Origin of the sequence: Nocardioides sp. NPDC087217 (assembly GCF_044744805.1) — a bacterium.
GTDB lineage: Bacteria > Actinomycetota > Actinomycetes > Propionibacteriales > Nocardioidaceae > Nocardioides.
On record NZ_JBIUZB010000001.1, the window covers coordinates 627,666 to 641,965 of the forward strand.

Annotated in this window: 15 protein-coding genes; 12 read left to right on the forward strand and 3 right to left on the reverse strand. The window is 69.2% G+C overall.

Annotated elements, in window-relative coordinates:
• Positions 1–82 precede the first annotated feature (82 nt).
• From ACIO3S_RS03190 to ACIO3S_RS03210, 5 genes are all read left to right on the forward strand, one after another.
• Positions 83–1,288, forward strand: a complete 1,206-nt coding sequence (locus ACIO3S_RS03190; RefSeq protein WP_160025748.1) for an acetoin utilization protein AcuC — start codon at positions 83–85, stop codon at positions 1,286–1,288.
• A gap of 208 nt (positions 1,289–1,496) precedes the next feature.
• Positions 1,497–1,700 carry a helix-turn-helix domain-containing protein gene (locus tag ACIO3S_RS03195; RefSeq protein WP_008356311.1) on the forward strand — a complete coding sequence of 68 codons (204 nt, stop codon included), beginning with the start codon at positions 1,497–1,499 and terminating at the stop codon, positions 1,698–1,700.
• A 186-nt stretch (positions 1,701–1,886) separates the two neighbouring features.
• Positions 1,887–1,988, forward strand: a complete 102-nt coding sequence (locus ACIO3S_RS03200; RefSeq protein WP_008356322.1) for a 30S ribosomal protein bS22 — start codon at positions 1,887–1,889, stop codon at positions 1,986–1,988.
• Between the two features lie 14 nt (positions 1,989–2,002).
• Positions 2,003–3,022, forward strand: a complete 1,020-nt coding sequence (locus tag ACIO3S_RS03205) for an NAD-dependent epimerase/dehydratase family protein (protein ID WP_400459338.1) — start codon at positions 2,003–2,005, stop codon at positions 3,020–3,022.
• On the forward strand, positions 3,015–3,971 hold the full coding sequence (locus ACIO3S_RS03210) for a lysophospholipid acyltransferase family protein (protein WP_160025746.1): 957 nt from the start codon (positions 3,015–3,017) through the stop codon (positions 3,969–3,971). The genes ACIO3S_RS03205 and ACIO3S_RS03210 overlap by 8 nt, the downstream gene beginning before the upstream one ends.
• 99 nt (positions 3,972–4,070) lie before the next feature.
• Here ACIO3S_RS03210 and ACIO3S_RS03215 read toward each other — a convergent pair whose 3' ends face one another.
• The 3 genes from ACIO3S_RS03215 to ACIO3S_RS03225 form a co-directional block, all read right to left on the reverse strand.
• Positions 4,071–5,261: a DUF5667 domain-containing protein gene (locus tag ACIO3S_RS03215; RefSeq protein WP_160025745.1), complete on the reverse strand. Its 1,191-nt coding sequence runs from the start codon at positions 5,259–5,261 to the stop codon at positions 4,071–4,073.
• Positions 5,262–5,403: 142 nt separating this feature from the next.
• The gene (locus tag ACIO3S_RS03220) at positions 5,404–6,186 is read right to left on the reverse strand and encodes a sigma-70 family RNA polymerase sigma factor (RefSeq protein WP_350665890.1); all 783 of its coding nucleotides are present in this window, start codon (positions 6,184–6,186) and stop codon (positions 5,404–5,406) included.
• 158 nt (positions 6,187–6,344) lie between these two features.
• A complete protein-coding gene (locus ACIO3S_RS03225; protein WP_160025743.1) occupies positions 6,345–7,244 on the reverse strand; it encodes an HAD-IB family hydrolase in 900 nt (299 codons plus the stop codon).
• Positions 7,245–7,301: 57 nt separating this feature from the next.
• On the opposite strand from ACIO3S_RS03225, the gene ACIO3S_RS03230 reads away from it, so the two are divergent.
• The 7 genes from ACIO3S_RS03230 to ACIO3S_RS03260 all read left to right on the forward strand — a co-directional run bounded on the left by ACIO3S_RS03230 (position 7,302) and on the right by ACIO3S_RS03260 (position 14,295).
• Positions 7,302–7,541 carry a glutaredoxin family protein gene (locus ACIO3S_RS03230; protein WP_160025742.1) on the forward strand — a complete coding sequence of 80 codons (240 nt, stop codon included), beginning with the start codon at positions 7,302–7,304 and terminating at the stop codon, positions 7,539–7,541.
• A 178-nt stretch (positions 7,542–7,719) separates the two neighbouring features.
• Positions 7,720–8,445, forward strand: coding sequence for a redox-sensing transcriptional repressor Rex (locus ACIO3S_RS03235; protein WP_400459344.1), 726 nt, complete (start codon positions 7,720–7,722; stop codon positions 8,443–8,445).
• Positions 8,442–9,737, forward strand: a complete 1,296-nt coding sequence (locus tag ACIO3S_RS03240) for a glutamyl-tRNA reductase (RefSeq protein WP_400459346.1) — start codon at positions 8,442–8,444, stop codon at positions 9,735–9,737. The genes ACIO3S_RS03235 and ACIO3S_RS03240 overlap by 4 nt, the downstream gene beginning before the upstream one ends.
• Complete coding sequence (gene hemC / locus ACIO3S_RS03245) at positions 9,734–10,747, forward strand: hydroxymethylbilane synthase (protein ID WP_400459348.1); 1,014 nt, start codon at positions 9,734–9,736, stop codon at positions 10,745–10,747. The genes ACIO3S_RS03240 and hemC overlap by 4 nt, the downstream gene beginning before the upstream one ends.
• Positions 10,744–12,429, forward strand: coding sequence for a uroporphyrinogen-III synthase (locus tag ACIO3S_RS03250; protein WP_400459351.1), 1,686 nt, complete (start codon positions 10,744–10,746; stop codon positions 12,427–12,429). The genes hemC and ACIO3S_RS03250 overlap by 4 nt, the downstream gene beginning before the upstream one ends.
• Before the next feature lie 96 nt (positions 12,430–12,525).
• Positions 12,526–13,509: a porphobilinogen synthase gene (gene hemB / locus ACIO3S_RS03255; RefSeq protein WP_400459353.1), complete on the forward strand. Its 984-nt coding sequence runs from the start codon at positions 12,526–12,528 to the stop codon at positions 13,507–13,509.
• 66 nt (positions 13,510–13,575) lie between these two features.
• The gene (locus ACIO3S_RS03260) at positions 13,576–14,295 is read left to right on the forward strand and encodes a TetR/AcrR family transcriptional regulator (protein ID WP_400459356.1); all 720 of its coding nucleotides are present in this window, start codon (positions 13,576–13,578) and stop codon (positions 14,293–14,295) included.
• Positions 14,296–14,300: the final 5 nt, after the last annotated feature.

Here is a 14,300-nt window from a genome sequence, read left to right on the forward strand (position 1 = left end):
CCTAGGAGGCGGACCACCACTGGGTGGAACGAATGCTGAACACCTCTCCAGTGTCGCACACGTCACGGATACCGTGTGGCCCATGACGACTCCGCCGACCACGTGGCCGACCTCGTGCCAGGGGCACTCGACGGTCGTCTTCGACGAGAGTCTGGCCGACTACGACTTCGGCCCGACCCACCCGATGGCGCCGATCCGGGTGGACCTGACGATGCGCCTGGCCGACGAGCTCGGCGTACTCGACCATCTGAAGGTCGTCGAGGCGCCGATGGGCACTCCGGAGCAGCTGCTCACCATCCACGACGAGAGCTACATCGAGGCGGTCATCAAGGCCGGCCGGAGCGGCGAGTCGGACCTGGCCCATGGTCTCGGCACCGAGGACGACCCGGTCTTCGCGCACATCCACGACGCCAGCGCCCACATCGTCGGCGCGAGCATCGAGGCCTGCCGCCAGGTCTACTCCGGCGAGAGCCTGCACAGCGCCAACATCATGGGCGGCCTCCACCACGCGATGCGCGGACGGGCCGCCGGGTTCTGCATCTACAACGACGTCGCCGCCGGCATCCAGTGGCTCCTCGACCAGGGCGTGAAGAAGGTCGCCTACGTCGACGTGGACGTGCACCACGGGGACGGCGTCGAGCGGGCCTTCTGGAACGATCCGCGCGTCCTGACGATCTCCCTTCACGAGACCGGCCAGCTGCTCTTCCCCGGGACCGGCTTCGCCGAGGAGGTCGGCGGGCCCGAGGCCGAGGGGAGCGCGGTCAACGTCGCGCTGCCGCCCGGCACCGCCGACCACGGCTGGCTGCGTGCCTTCCATGCCGTCGTGCCGGAGCTGATCCGGGAGTTCCAGCCGGAGATCCTGGTGACCCAGCAGGGCTGCGACTCGCACACCGACGACCCCCTGGCCGACCTGGCGCTCAGCGTGGACGGCCAGCGGGCGGCGTACGTCGCGCTCCACGAGCTCGCCCACGAGGTGTGCGGGGGCAAATGGGTAGCGTTCGGTGGCGGCGGTTATGCGGTCGTAGACGTCGTGCCACGCGCATGGACGCACCTTCTTGCGCTAGTCTCGGGGAATCCCTTGGAGCCGACGCTCGACGTGCCAGGTGGCTGGCGTGAGCACGTGCAGACGCGCCTGGGGAGGGTCGCACCGTTGCGCATGACGGACGGGCGTGAACCGGCCTACCGCGACTGGGGGAGCGGATATGACCCCGGCACGTGGCTGGACCGGCAGGTCCACGCGACTCGCACAGCGGTGTTCCCGCTGCACGGGCTCGACCCGATGCCGTAGGCAGTCGGATAGTTTCGGGACGGCCTAGAAACGGCAGTTCGTCGCGCCCAATTGCAACTCGACACGCCGGTGGTATGTGAGATTCTCAGGGGTGTCCCCTTCCCCATCAGTCACATCAGGCCCTATTCTCACTTTGGGATCGCGTTTTGGACCGGCGGTGGGGAAGCCGCCGGCGTCGCGATCACTCGAGAGAGAACGGTGGAAGCAGATGGTTACTCCTTCTGGAGACATCTCTGACAGCAAGTTCCTGACCGTTGCCGAGGTTGCGTCGATGATGCGCGTATCCAAGATGACGGTCTACCGGTTGGTTCATTCGGGCGAGCTGCCTGCGGTGCGTGTCGGTCGTTCCTTCCGGGTTCGGGAGGACGACGCGAACGAATACCTCAAGAGCTCGTTCTACAACGCGGGCTAGTTGTCGGACCCCGCGCCCGGGCACGATGGGCGCGGGGGCAACACCGGTCCCATCGGGGTCACCGATTCTCTCTGGGTGCCCTGGCTTCGTTAGTCTTACCCCCTAGGTCTGTTTGCCGCGCGCTGCGGTGAGTGGCCGCGTCGGCACCGGGCCGGCATTCTCTGCAACGATCGTGAAGGGTTCCCCGTGGGTTCTGTCATCAAGAAGCGTCGCAAGCGCATGGCGAAGAAGAAGCACCGCAAGCTGCTCAAGAAGACTCGCGTCCAGCGCCGCAAGCTCGGCAAGTGACGTTCGTGGCGTAGGTGGCGGAACGCACTGGGCCCGGTCGGGTCCTCCTGGTCACCGGGGTCTCGCGTGACCTCGGTCGCCGTTTCGCGCGCGCTGCCGCCCGCCACCCGAACGTCGAGCGGGTGATCGGCGTCGATGTCGCACCGCCTCGCGGTGACATCGGCAAGGTCGGATTCGTCCGAGCCGACATCCGTAACCCGGTGATCGCCAAGGTGATCGCCAAGGAGGAGGTCGACACCGTCGTCCACCTCAGCGTCATCGCGACCCCCGGCACCACCGGGGGTCGTTCGACGATGAAGGAGCTCAACGTCATCGGGACGATGCAGCTCCTCGCGGCCTGTCAGACCGCGCCGTCCCTGCGTCAGGTCGTGGTGAAGTCGACGACCCAGGTCTACGGGGCGAGCAGCCGCGACCCGGCGATGTTCACCGAGTCGATGGAGCCGCGGCGCACCCCGTCCTCCGGCTATGCCCGCGACGTGGCCGACATCGAGTCCTACGTACGCGGCTTCGCCCGTCGTCGCCCGGACATCGCCGTCACGGTGCTGCGCTGTGCCAACGTCCTCGGGCCGAGCGTGGTCAGCCCGATCGCGTCCCACTTCCGGCGTGCGGTCGTGCCCAACGTGCTCGGCTTCGACCCGCGCCTTCAGTTCCTCCACGAGCAGGACCTCTACGGCGTCCTCGAGCATGCCGTACGCACCGGGGTCCCCGGGACGTTCAACGTCGCCGGCGACGGCGTGCTGACCCATTCGCAGGTCGCCCGTCGCCTGCAGCGGGTCACCGTGCCGATCCCCGAGCCTCTGTTCGGCCTGGCGAGGTTCGGCGGCGGCGAGTATCCCGCGGAGCTGAGGGCGCTGCTGACCTACGGTCGTGGCGTCGACACCACCCGGATGCGCACGATGTTGGGCTTCGAACCCCGATACACCACCGAGGGCACGGTCGTAGACTTCGCGGACAGCGTGATGCCGTCCGCGAACCGTGCCGACCGTGCGCTGGCCGCCTTGGAGAGCCGACTGACAGGAGCGCCCGGTGACTGAGTCCCCCGCCCAGGGTTTCACCGGCACCACGGCGCGCGAGCGCCACCCGCTGCGGGCGATCCCGGCGGCCGACTGGGCCGCGGCTCTGGAGAGCGCCGCCAAAGAGGTCTTCGGCACCGAGTGGGAGGAACAGCTCGCCCGGTTCATCGTGTTCCTGCGCCGCCGGATCTCCGGCGAGTACTCCGTCGACGAATACGGCTTCGACCGCGAGCTCACCCAACGCTTCATGCTGGCCGTGCTGCGGCCGATCAAGGAGAAGTGGTTCCGGGTCGAGGTGCGCGGCATCGAGAACATCCCGACCGACGGCGGCGCTCTGATCGTCTCCAACCACTCGGGCACCATCCCGATGGACGGCCTGATGACGATGGTCTCGATCCACGACGCGCTCGGTCGCAACCTGCGCCCGCTCGGAGCCGACCTGGTCTTCCGGATGCCGATCGTCGGCAACATCGCCCGCAAGGCGGGCGCGACGCTGGCGTGCAGCGAGGACGCCGAGCGGATGCTGCGCAACGGTGAGCTGGTCGGCGTGTGGCCCGAGGGCTTCAAGGGCATCGGCAAGCCCTACAGCGAGCGCTACAAGCTCCAGCGCTTCGGCCGCGGCGGCTTCGTCTCCTCCGCGCTGCGCACCGGCGTCCCGATCGTTCCGCTCTCCGTCGTCGGCGCAGAGGAGATCTACCCGCTGGTCGGCAACATCCCGGCCCTCGCCAAGGTCATCGGCGTGCCCTACCTGCCGATCACACCGTTCTTCCCGCTCCTCGGGCCGCTGGGCCTCATCCCGCTCCCGTCCAAGTGGCTGATCGAGTTCGGCGAGCCGATCCGCACCGATGCGTACGACGCCTCGGAGGCCGACGACCCGATGCTGGTCTTTAACGTCACCGACCAGGTGCGCGAGACGATCCAGCAGACCCTCTACCGTCTGCTGGGCGAGCGCGCCTCCGTCTTCGGCTGATCCCGAGAGGTCACCCCCGCCGGCCGAGAAGTCAGCTGCGCCGGCCGAGACGGCACGCCTGTGCCAACTCGACCAGCGCCAGTGACGCCTCGGCCCGGGTTACGGGGTGAGGAGGCCGGTGGCGCCGGCGAGCACGTCGCCGACCAGGCCGGTGACGCCGGTGACCAGGCCGGTGACGGGGTCCGTCACGGTGCCGGGGTCGGTGTCGGGCTCCTCGGAGGGATCGCCGTCGGAAGGAGTGGTGGGGGTCGGCAGGATGCTGCCGTCCTCCTCCGGCTCCTCGGAGGGCTTCTCCGGGTCGTCCTTCTCGCCCTTGGGGTCGGTCACCGAGCCGGGACCGATCTTGTCGGGGTCGATGGAGGGCAGGTCGAGGGCGTTGTCGTCCTGGGTGAGCGGCGGCAGCGCCTCGGCCTCGACGACGGTGTCGGCCGGAAGCAGCCCGTCGATGTCGGAGGTGAGACTGGAGACCAGCGTCGCGGGAAGCTCGGTGATGCCGCCCTCGCAGGTGGGGCAGAGCTGGGCGGCGGCCTGATCGATCAGCACGAGAGTCTGAGCGGCATCGGAGACGGCCGGCTCGGCCCGCTCGGGCACCTTCGGGCTCAGCTCGGCCAGCTCCTCGACACCATCGGCCGCGAACGTACGCAGCTGGGCGAGCGAGTCGTTGTCCTGAGACTTCTCGAAGTCGCTGATCAGCAGGTCGGAGCCGTGCGCAGCCTGACGCGAGAAGGTCTCGAGCGTCGTGGTGACCCGCTCGGAGTCGGTCATCGGCGCGTCGGCGACCAGCGACTTGGCCTCGCGCAGGCGGGTGCCGGCGTCCTCGAGGATCCGGATGCCACGGGCCTGGGTGCTGACGGTGAAGCCGGCGGAGACGTTCTCCACGGCACGCTTGACCGGGTAGAGCGAGTCGCCGGGCAGCGCGGTCTGGGACGCGGCCGCGGCACCTGCGGTGCCGCCGACGATCGCCATCGCGGCGAAGGCTACGGCGAGCTTGCGCTGCCGGCGCGGCCTGCGCACGGGGCCGACGGTGAGCTTGCGCTCGACTGTCTTCTCGGTGCGCGGCGCGGGCACGAGTTCGGTGTCGGCGGCCGCCATGAGGCGCTCGCGCAGGGAGACGGAGAAGTCGCGACTGGGGACGGCGGAGTCGCTGAGAGTGGAGAGCGACGAAGCGAAGACGGCCAGATCACGAAGCTCGTCGGCAGACTGCGAGGCACGCCGATCCGTCGCGGCAGCAGCCGCGACCATTCGGTCGAACTCGTCGGCACGCTTTCGCGCCGGGAATGCCGGGCTCATCGGGGGGTTCCTACTCGGTGTCGGCTGTCAGGGATTCGTCGAAACAGCTGCGCACAAGGCGCTGCCATGTCGGACAACGAGTCGCCCCGGCCGCGGGTTACGGCAACCGGTCGAGCATTCATGGTGGTGCGGAACACAGTCATCAGCGGATCCCGTCAGGCATCTGCTTGGCGAGATTGCGGATCCCGCGCAGCTGGAGCTGTTTCACGGCTCCGTCGCTGCGCCCGAGGATAGCCGCTGTCTCGGCGATTGACAGCCCTTGGAGGAAACGCATGATGATGCAGTCGCGCTGTTCGTCGGGCAGCTTGGAGAGAGCCCCGAGCAGCATCTCGTTGGTGATCCCGGCCATCACGATCTTCTCCGGCCCGTCCGACGACGAGTCGTGCTGACCCATGTCCTCGGTGGTCATCTCCAGGCGCGTACGTCCCGCCTTGAAGTGGTCGGTGGCCAGGTTGCGAGCGATGGTCATCAGCCAGGCGCCGAAGTCCTTGCCCTGCCAGCGGAAGCCGGTCATCGAGCGGAGCGCCCGGAAGAACGTCTCCGAGGTCAGGTCCTCGGCGACCTGGGTGGAGCGGGTCCGGTAGAAGAGGAAGCGGTAGACCGCGCCATGGTAGTGGTCGTAGAGGAGGCCGAACGCCTCCTTGTCACCCTTGCGGGCGAGCTCGACGAGCGCGATCAGCCGGGTGCGGTCGGCCTCGCTCTCCTCCGAAGAGGTGGCGAGCTCGGCGTCGTCGTCCGGCTCGTTGTCGGAGCGGGGCTTGGACTCGTGGGTGCCGCCCGAGCCGCGACGCTCGGGCTCGGCGAGCGGGCCGGACGCACCGGCGACGCCGGCATAGGCGGGTTCGTAGCCCTCGTTCATCAAGAGCTCGACCGCAGCGCGCAGCGCATCCAAGCGACGATGGACGTCATTGGCGCGGCGCGACATGTGGGTCCCTCCCGAAGACTCCCCCTGAGCGAGCCCAACCTTACGGGTTAGGGCATCCCGATGTCAGGTCCCGAGCCGAAGTTGCCTCGGCGTGTGTTGGCAATTTCCTGACAGAGCGGCGAATACCCGGCACTGCATACAGGTCGCCAACGGCGCGATCAGTCCCGCCGTCCGCGGAGCGCGATCGCCACCGCGATCGCCCCGGTGGCCGCCCCGCCCAGCGCCGCGGTCACCACGCCGGCCCGGGCGGCCTTGCGCCCGGTGCGGTAGTCACGGATCGGCCAGCCCTTCACGCGCGCGTGGGCGCGTAGGCGCGCATCCGGATTGATCGCGCACGGATGCCCGACCAGCGAGAGCATCGGCAGGTCGTTGTAGGAGTCCGAGTAGGCGGCGCAGCGAGAAAGGTCGAGGCCCTCCCGGGCGGCGATCGCCTTGACCGCCTCCGCCTTGGCCGGCCCGTGGAGCATCTCGCCGACCAGCTCACCGGTGTAGACGCCGTCCTCGGTGGCCGCCACCGTCCCGAGCGCGCCGGTGAGCCCGAGCCGCCGGGCGATGACCCGCGCGGCCTCGACGGGTGCCGCGGTCACCAGCCACACCCGCTGCCCCTGGTCGATATGGGTCTGCGCGAGGGCCCTGGTGCCGGGCCAGATCCGGTGGGCCATGCCCTCGTCGAAGATCTCCTCCATCAGGCTCTCGACCTCCTCGGCGCGATGGCCGCGGATGAACGACAGCGCCGACGAACGCGCCGACTCCATGTGAGCCGGGTCCTCGACCCCGGCCACGCGGAAATAGGCCTGCTTGTACGCGGCCGAGGCGATGTCCCGCGTACGGAAGAACTTGCGCCGGTGCAGGCCGCGGGCCAGATGGAAGATCGTCGCGCCCTGCATGATCGTGTTGTCCACGTCGAAGAAGGCTGCGGCGGTCGGGTCTCCGGTCGCCGGATAGAGCCAGGCCTCGATCTCCGCGGCCGCAGCCGATGCCTCGCCGGCGAGAGCCGAGCGGCGTTTGAGGTCTTTTCGCCGCAGCTCGGCACGGCGGCGGTCGCTGGCGCTGCTCATTTCGCCAACAGTAGTGGTCTGGACGCCGTGAGGGGACCCAGGTGTCAAGATGGTCGGATGGAACCGCGTGTGACCTTTTACTCCCGTCAGGGCTGCCATCTGTGCGACGAGGCTCGGCTGGTCCTTGAGAAGGTGGTCGGGGACGACTACACCGAGGTCGACATCGACGCCGACGAAGAACTGCGCGAGCGATTCACGAACGAGGTGCCCGTGACGTACGTCGACGGGAAGCAGCACGACTTCTGGCGTGTCTCCGAGGACCGGCTGAGGGCAGCGCTCGCGCGCTCCCCAGAATAACTGTCGATCGGCCCATTACCGCGAACAACCCCCCTCTGCCAACTCCGCAAACACGTGTGCTAGCCGACGCTCTGCGAGTTTGTTCTCGCGGTCACAAACTCCGTATGGTGGCTGAGCCGCAGGGCGATCCCGGGCTAAAAAGCCCCCGTCTGTGGCGCCGGCATTGAAAGAGCAGAGCGTGACGGCACGGAGTACGAATACGGGCGAGGGCAGCGGTGCCCAGGACCCCCACCGGGAGATCCCCGAGGCGACTGTCGCCCGGCTTCCGGTCTACCTCCGGGCGCTGACCTCGCTCGCCGAGCGCAACATCGCCTCCTGCTCCTCCGAGGAGCTCGCGACGGCCGCCGGGGTGAACTCGGCCAAGCTGCGCAAGGACCTCTCCTACCTGGGCTCCTACGGCACCCGTGGGGTCGGCTACGACGTCGACTACCTGAGCTACCAGATCGCCCGCGAGATCGGCGTCACCCACGACTGGCCGGTCATCATCGTCGGTATCGGAAACCTGGGTCAGGCACTCGCCAACTTCTCCGGCTTCAGCAGCCGCGGGTTCCGCACCGTCGCGCTCCTGGACGCGGCCGCGCCGATGCAGGGCCGCACGGTCGCCGGGCTCGAGGTCCGGCCGTTCGCCGACCTGGCCGAGATCGTCGCGGCCGAGCAGGTCTCGATCGGAGTCATCTCCGTGCCGGCGACCGCTGCCCAGGACGTCGCCGACGCGATGGTCGCGGCCGGCATCAGCAGCATCCTCAACTTCGCGCCCGCCGTCCTGAACGTGCCGCCGGGTGTCGACGTACGCAAGGTCGATCTCTCGATCGAGCTGCAGATCCTCGCGTATCACGAGTCGCGCAAGGCTGCAGAAGCTGACGAGACGGTGGACAATGGTTCCGAGGAAGGGATCACCGCATGAGTGTCCTTGTTGTCGGCATCTCACATAACTCTGCGCCGGTCTCGCTGCTCGAGGCGGCGTCGGTGGACGCGGACGGCCTGCAGAAGCTCCTCACCGACGTGGCCGGTTGTGAACATGTCAGCGAGGCAGCGGTCATCGCGACCTGCAACCGTCTCGAGATCTACACCGAGGTCGAGCGCTTCCACGGGTCCGTCGAGGAGCTCTCCCGCCGCATCATCGAGGGCGCCGGTCAGACGCTCGAGACGATGCTGCCGCACCTGTACGTCCACTACGACGACGGTGCCGTCTCCCACCTGTTCAAGGTGGCTGCCGGGCTCGACTCGATGGCCGTGGGCGAGGGCCAGATCCTCGGGCAGGCCCGCGCGGCCCTTCAGCTCGGCCAGGAGGTGGGCACGGTCGGACCGGCGCTCAACAGCCTGTTCCAGCAGGCGCTGCGGGTCGGGAAGCGCTCGCGCGCGGAGACCGACATCGACCAGGCCGCCCCGTCGCTGGTCACCGCGTCGCTGGACCGCGCCGCGCGAGCCGTGGGTGACGTACGCGGCAAGCGGGTCGCCGTCGTCGGCGCCGGTGCGATGGCCGGGCTGGCCACCGCGACCGTCTCCCGGCTGGGGGCCGCCGACGTGGTCGTGGTCAACCGCACCACGGCCAACGCCGAGCGCCTCGCCAGGGAGTACTCCGCGCGTTCCGCCTCGCTCGACACGCTGGCCGACGAGATCGCGGCCGCCGACATCGTGATCACCTGCGCGGGCGCCAGCGGTCTGCTCGTCCCGGCGGACATGGTCGGTGACCGCAGCAGCCGCCCGATCGCGCTGATCGACCTGGCCCTGCCCCACGACATCGACCCCGCCGCGGGGTCGCTCCCGGGTGCCACCCTGATCGACCTGGCCGCCCTCGCCGACGAGCTGCACGCCTCGCCCGCAGGCAAGGAGGTGCTCGCGGTCCGCGACATCGTCACCCAGGAGGTCGCGGCGTTCCTGAGCGCTCGTCGTCAGTCCGCGGTGACCCCGACGGTGGTCGCGCTGCGGAGCATGGCCACCGGTGTCGTCGCCGCCGAGATGGAGCGTCTCGACAACAAGCTGCCGGGCCTCGACGAGGTGACTCGTGCCGAGGTCCTCCGGACCGTACGCCGCGTGGCCGACAAGCTGCTCCACGAACCGACCGTCCGGGTCAAGGAGCTCGCCAACGAGACCGGCGCGGTGTCCTACGCCGCTGCGCTCGCCGAGCTCTTCGCGCTCGACCCCGAGGCCGTCTCCGCAGTGACCCGGGCCGACGTCCCAGGAGACCACTCATGAGAACTCTTCGTCTCGGCACCCGCCGTTCCCAGCTCGCCGTCACCCAGTCGACCCTCGTCGCGGAGATGCTCCGCGCCCAGGGCCACATCGTCGAGCTGGTCGAGATCGTCTCCGACGGCGACCGCACCCAGGCGGCGAACACCCCGCTGACCAGCGCGAACTCGACGGGCGTTTTCGTCAGTGCGCTGCGCGACGCGCTCCACGCCAAGGAGATCGACCTCGCGGTCCACTCCCTCAAGGACCTGCCGACCTACCCCGAGGACGGCATCGAGCTGGTCGCGATCCTGCCGCGCGAGGACCCGCGCGACGTGATCGTCGCCCGCGACGGCCTGACCCTCGGTGAGCTCCCGCAGGGCTCGCGGGTCGGCACCGGCTCGCCGCGACGCGTCGCCCAGATCAAGGCCCTCGGCCTCGGCCTGGAGCTGGCCGGCATCCGCGGCAACGTGGACACCCGCATCGGCAAGGTCCGCTCGGGCGAGTTCGACGCGGTCGTCCTCGCGCGTGCCGGCCTGGCCCGCATCGACCGGCTCGACGAGGTCACCGAGGTCCTCGACCCGATCCAGGTGCTGCCCGCTCCTGGTCAGGGGGCCCTGGCGGTCGAGTGCCGTGCAGGCGACGCCGATGCCGACGTACGCAAGATTCTGGCTTCCCTCGACGACTCGTCCACCCGAGCGGCTGTCGAGGCGGAACGCGCGGTGCTCGCCACCCTCGAAGGTGGCTGCGCCGCGCCCATCGGGACCCTCGCCGACGTGGTTGAGGGTGAGGAAGGACCAGAGCTGTGGGTGCGGGCAGTCGCGCTCTCACTCGATGGCTCGCTCTCGATCCGACTCTCCGCATCCGGGCCGCTCGACGACGCCGCAGGCGTCGGGCGCCGGCTCGCTGAGGAGATGCTCGCCGAGGGTGCAGCAGACCTGACCGACGACCCCACCACTGACCCCGGACAGGCTGTCATGGACACGGGCGGTTCCCCCCAGACCGCTCCCGAGCAGGACAAGGTGCACAACGCATGACCCGAGCAAAGACCACCGAGCAGACGGCCGAGCACAGCTCGGCCACCCCACTGGGCTGGGTGTCCTTCGTCGGCAGCGGTCCTGGTGACCCTGAGCTGCTGACGGTACGGGCGATCGACCTGTTGAAGCAGGCCGATGTTGTCGTGACCGAGGCCCCCGAGCACGCCTCGATGGTGCGCGGCGTTCTCGGCATCCCCGAGCCGGTCGAGCCCGCGGAGGGTGACGAGACTCCGGAACCGGTCGGACCCGAGTTCATCGACGGCGGGTTCGGCGTCGACGGCCAGCCCCTGGCCAACGCCGCCCGTGCCAAGGCCGTCGTCAAGCAGGCGAAGCTGGGCAAGCGCGTCGTGCGCCTGATGACCGGCGACCCCTTCCTCTACGCCTCCGGCCCCGAGGAGGCGCAGTCCTGCGCCAAGGCGGGCATCGGCTTCGAGATCGTCCCCGGCGTCTCGTCCGTGTCGGCCGTTCCCGCTTACGCCGGCATCCCGCTGACGACCAAGGACCACCAAGAGGTCGCGGTCGTCACCTGCAACGAGAAGATCGACTGGAGCCAGTACGCCGACAACCGCACCCTGGTTCTCCTCTCCGGCGTCGGCATGATCGGTGACATCGCCAAGGAGCTCGTCGCGGCGGGCCGCCCGGCCAAGACCCCGGTCGCGATCACCCGCGTCGGCACCACGACCGAGCAGTCGACGGTAGAGTCGACGCTGGAGAACATCGCTGTCGACGCTCGTGCCGCACGGATGGCGCCGCCGGCGATCGTGGTGATCGGCAAGGTGGTCAACTTGCGTGAGACGCTCTCGTGGTTCGAGACGAAGCCGCTGTTCGGCTGGCGCGTGCTGGTGCCCCGCACCAAGGAGCAGGCGCCTGCGCTGTCGCTGAAGCTGAAGGGCTTCGGCGCCGTGCCCGAGGAGGTGCCGACGATCTCCGTCGAGCCCCCGCGCAACCCGCAGCAGATGGACAAGGCCGTACGCGGTCTGGTCGAGGGCCGTTACAACTGGATCGCCTTCACCTCCATCAACGCGGTGCGCGCCGTACGCGAGAAGTTCGACGAGTACGGACTGGACTGCCGCGCCTTCTCCGGTCTGAAGATCGCCGCCGTCGGCGAGAAGACCGGGCAGGCGCTCGAGGCCTGGGGCCTGCGCCCCGACCTGGTGCCGAACACCGACAACCAGTCGGCGGCCGGTCTGCTCGAGGTGTGGCCGGAGTACGACGAGGACCTCGACCCGATCAACCGGGTCTTCCTCCCGCGCGCCGACATCGCCACCGAGAACCTCATCGCCGGCCTGGTCGACCTCGGCTGGGAGTGCGACGACGTGACCGCCTACCGCACCGTCCGGGCGGCCCCGCCGCCCGCGCCGACCCGCGACGCGATCAAGACGGGCAAGTTCGACGCGGTGGTCTTCACCTCCTCGTCCACGGTCCGCAACCTGGTCGGCATCGCGGGCAAGCCGCACACCTCCACGGTGATCGCGGCGATCGGTCCGGCCACCGCCAAGACCGCCGAGGAGCACGGCCTGCGGGTCGACGTGATGTCGCCCGAGCCGTCGATCGAGGCGCTCACCGAGGCGCTCGCCGCCTTCGGTGCCGCGCGTCGTGCCTCGCTGGTCGAGCAGGGCCTGCCGGTCACCAAGCCGTCCGACCGACGCCCCGCCTCGCGCCGCCGTTCGCGTACCTCCTGAACCGACCGTTCGACGGCAACAGCCGCGTGCTCCCGAGTGTGGGTGCACGCGGCTGTTGCACTACCGTGGAACGTACCCTTTTGCGATGGAGTGCCGATGAGCATCGAGAAGCCCGTGATCCGTCCCCGCCGGCTGCGCCGCACGCCGATCATGCGCCGGATGGTCGCGGAGACGGCCGTACGTCCCGCCAACCTCGTCCTGCCCGCGTTCGTGCGCGAGGGGATCGATGAGCCCGTCCCGCTCTCGACCATGCCCGGCGTGGTCCAGCACAGCCGGGAGTCGCTGCGGAAGGCCGCGGCCGAGGCCGCGTCCACCGGTATCGGCGGCATCATGCTCTTCGGTGTCCCGGAGACCAAGGACGCCGTGGGCTCGGGCGCGCTGGACCCGGACGGCATCCTCAACGTCGCCATCGCCGACGTCGTCTCCGAGGTCGGCGACGCGCTCACCGTGATGAGCGACCTGTGCCTGGACGAGTTCACCGACCACGGCCACTGCGGCGTGCTCGCCGAGGACGGCTCGGTCGACAACGACGCCACCCTCGAGATCTACGCCCAGATGGCGATCGCCCACGCCGAGGCCGGCGTCCACATGGTCGGCCCGTCCGGGATGATGGACGGCCAGGTCGCGGTGACCCGCGACGCTCTCGACGGCGCGGGCCACACCGACGTCTCGATCCTCGCCTACTCCGCGAAGTACGCCTCGGCCTTCTACGGCCCGTTCCGCGAGGCCGTCGACTCCGCCCTCACGGGCGACCGGCGCACCTACCAGCAGGATCCGGCCAACGCGCTGGAGGGCGTCCGCGAGGCGCTCCTTGACGTCGCCGAGGGTGCCGATATCGTGATGGTCAAGCCCGGGCTCCCGTATCTCGACGTCCTGCAGCGAGTGCGTGAGTCTGTCGATGTTCCGGTGGCTGCCTACAACATCTCCGGGGAGTACTCGATGTTGGAAGCCGCCGCCGCGAACGGCTGGATCGACCGCGAACCGGCGATCCTGGAGACACTCACCGCCTTCAAGAGGGCGGGCGCGGACGTCATTCTGACCTACTGGGCCACCGAAGCAGCTGGCTGGCTGCGAGGCTGACGTTCTCGCTTGATCAGCCGAGCACCTCTGTGACGTGGAACATATCCTGAGAGTAGACTCGAGCCTGTGACCAATCGAGAGTTGGGCAGCACAAAGCGCACCGGTCGGCCGCGCAACAGTGGACGGAATTCGGCGAACCCGCGGGAAGAGATTCTCAAAGAGGCGTCCCGCCTCTTCACCGCTCAAGGGGTCGCGGCGACGACGATCAGCCAGATCGCCGAGTGTGTCGGACTGCGCCAGTCCTCGATGTACTACTACTACAAATCCAAGGAGGAGATCCTCTCCGCCTTGATGGAGAAGAACCGCGAGTCGCTCACGCTCGCGGAGAAGCTTCTCGAGGAGGACGGCCCGGCTGCTCCGCGGCTCTACGCCTTCCTCTACACCGACGTCCGCCAGCTGTGCACCGCCCCGCTCGACTTCTACGAGCTGGAGGTGGCCGCCCTGGCGCAGCCGCAGGTCTTCGCGGGCTTCGAGGAGGACGGCGACAAGCTGCGTGACGCGGCCGCCCAGCTCCTCGAGCTCGGCGTCGACAGCGGTGAGCTGCGTCAGACCGACCCCGCCGCCACCGCGCTGATGCTGCTCTCGCTCAACGAAGGCGCCCAGCACCGGCTCTGGCACGGCCGGCGCGACGACGAGAAGGCTATGGCGAGCCCGGACGCTTTGGCCGAGTCGGTCGCCGACTACCACCTCAGCTCCTTGCTGGCGGACGCGTCCTCGCTGGATGCGGTCCGCGAGCTCGGGCGCGCCTTCGTCACCGAGTACGAGGACGACGAGCCCGCCGCCTGAGGCGC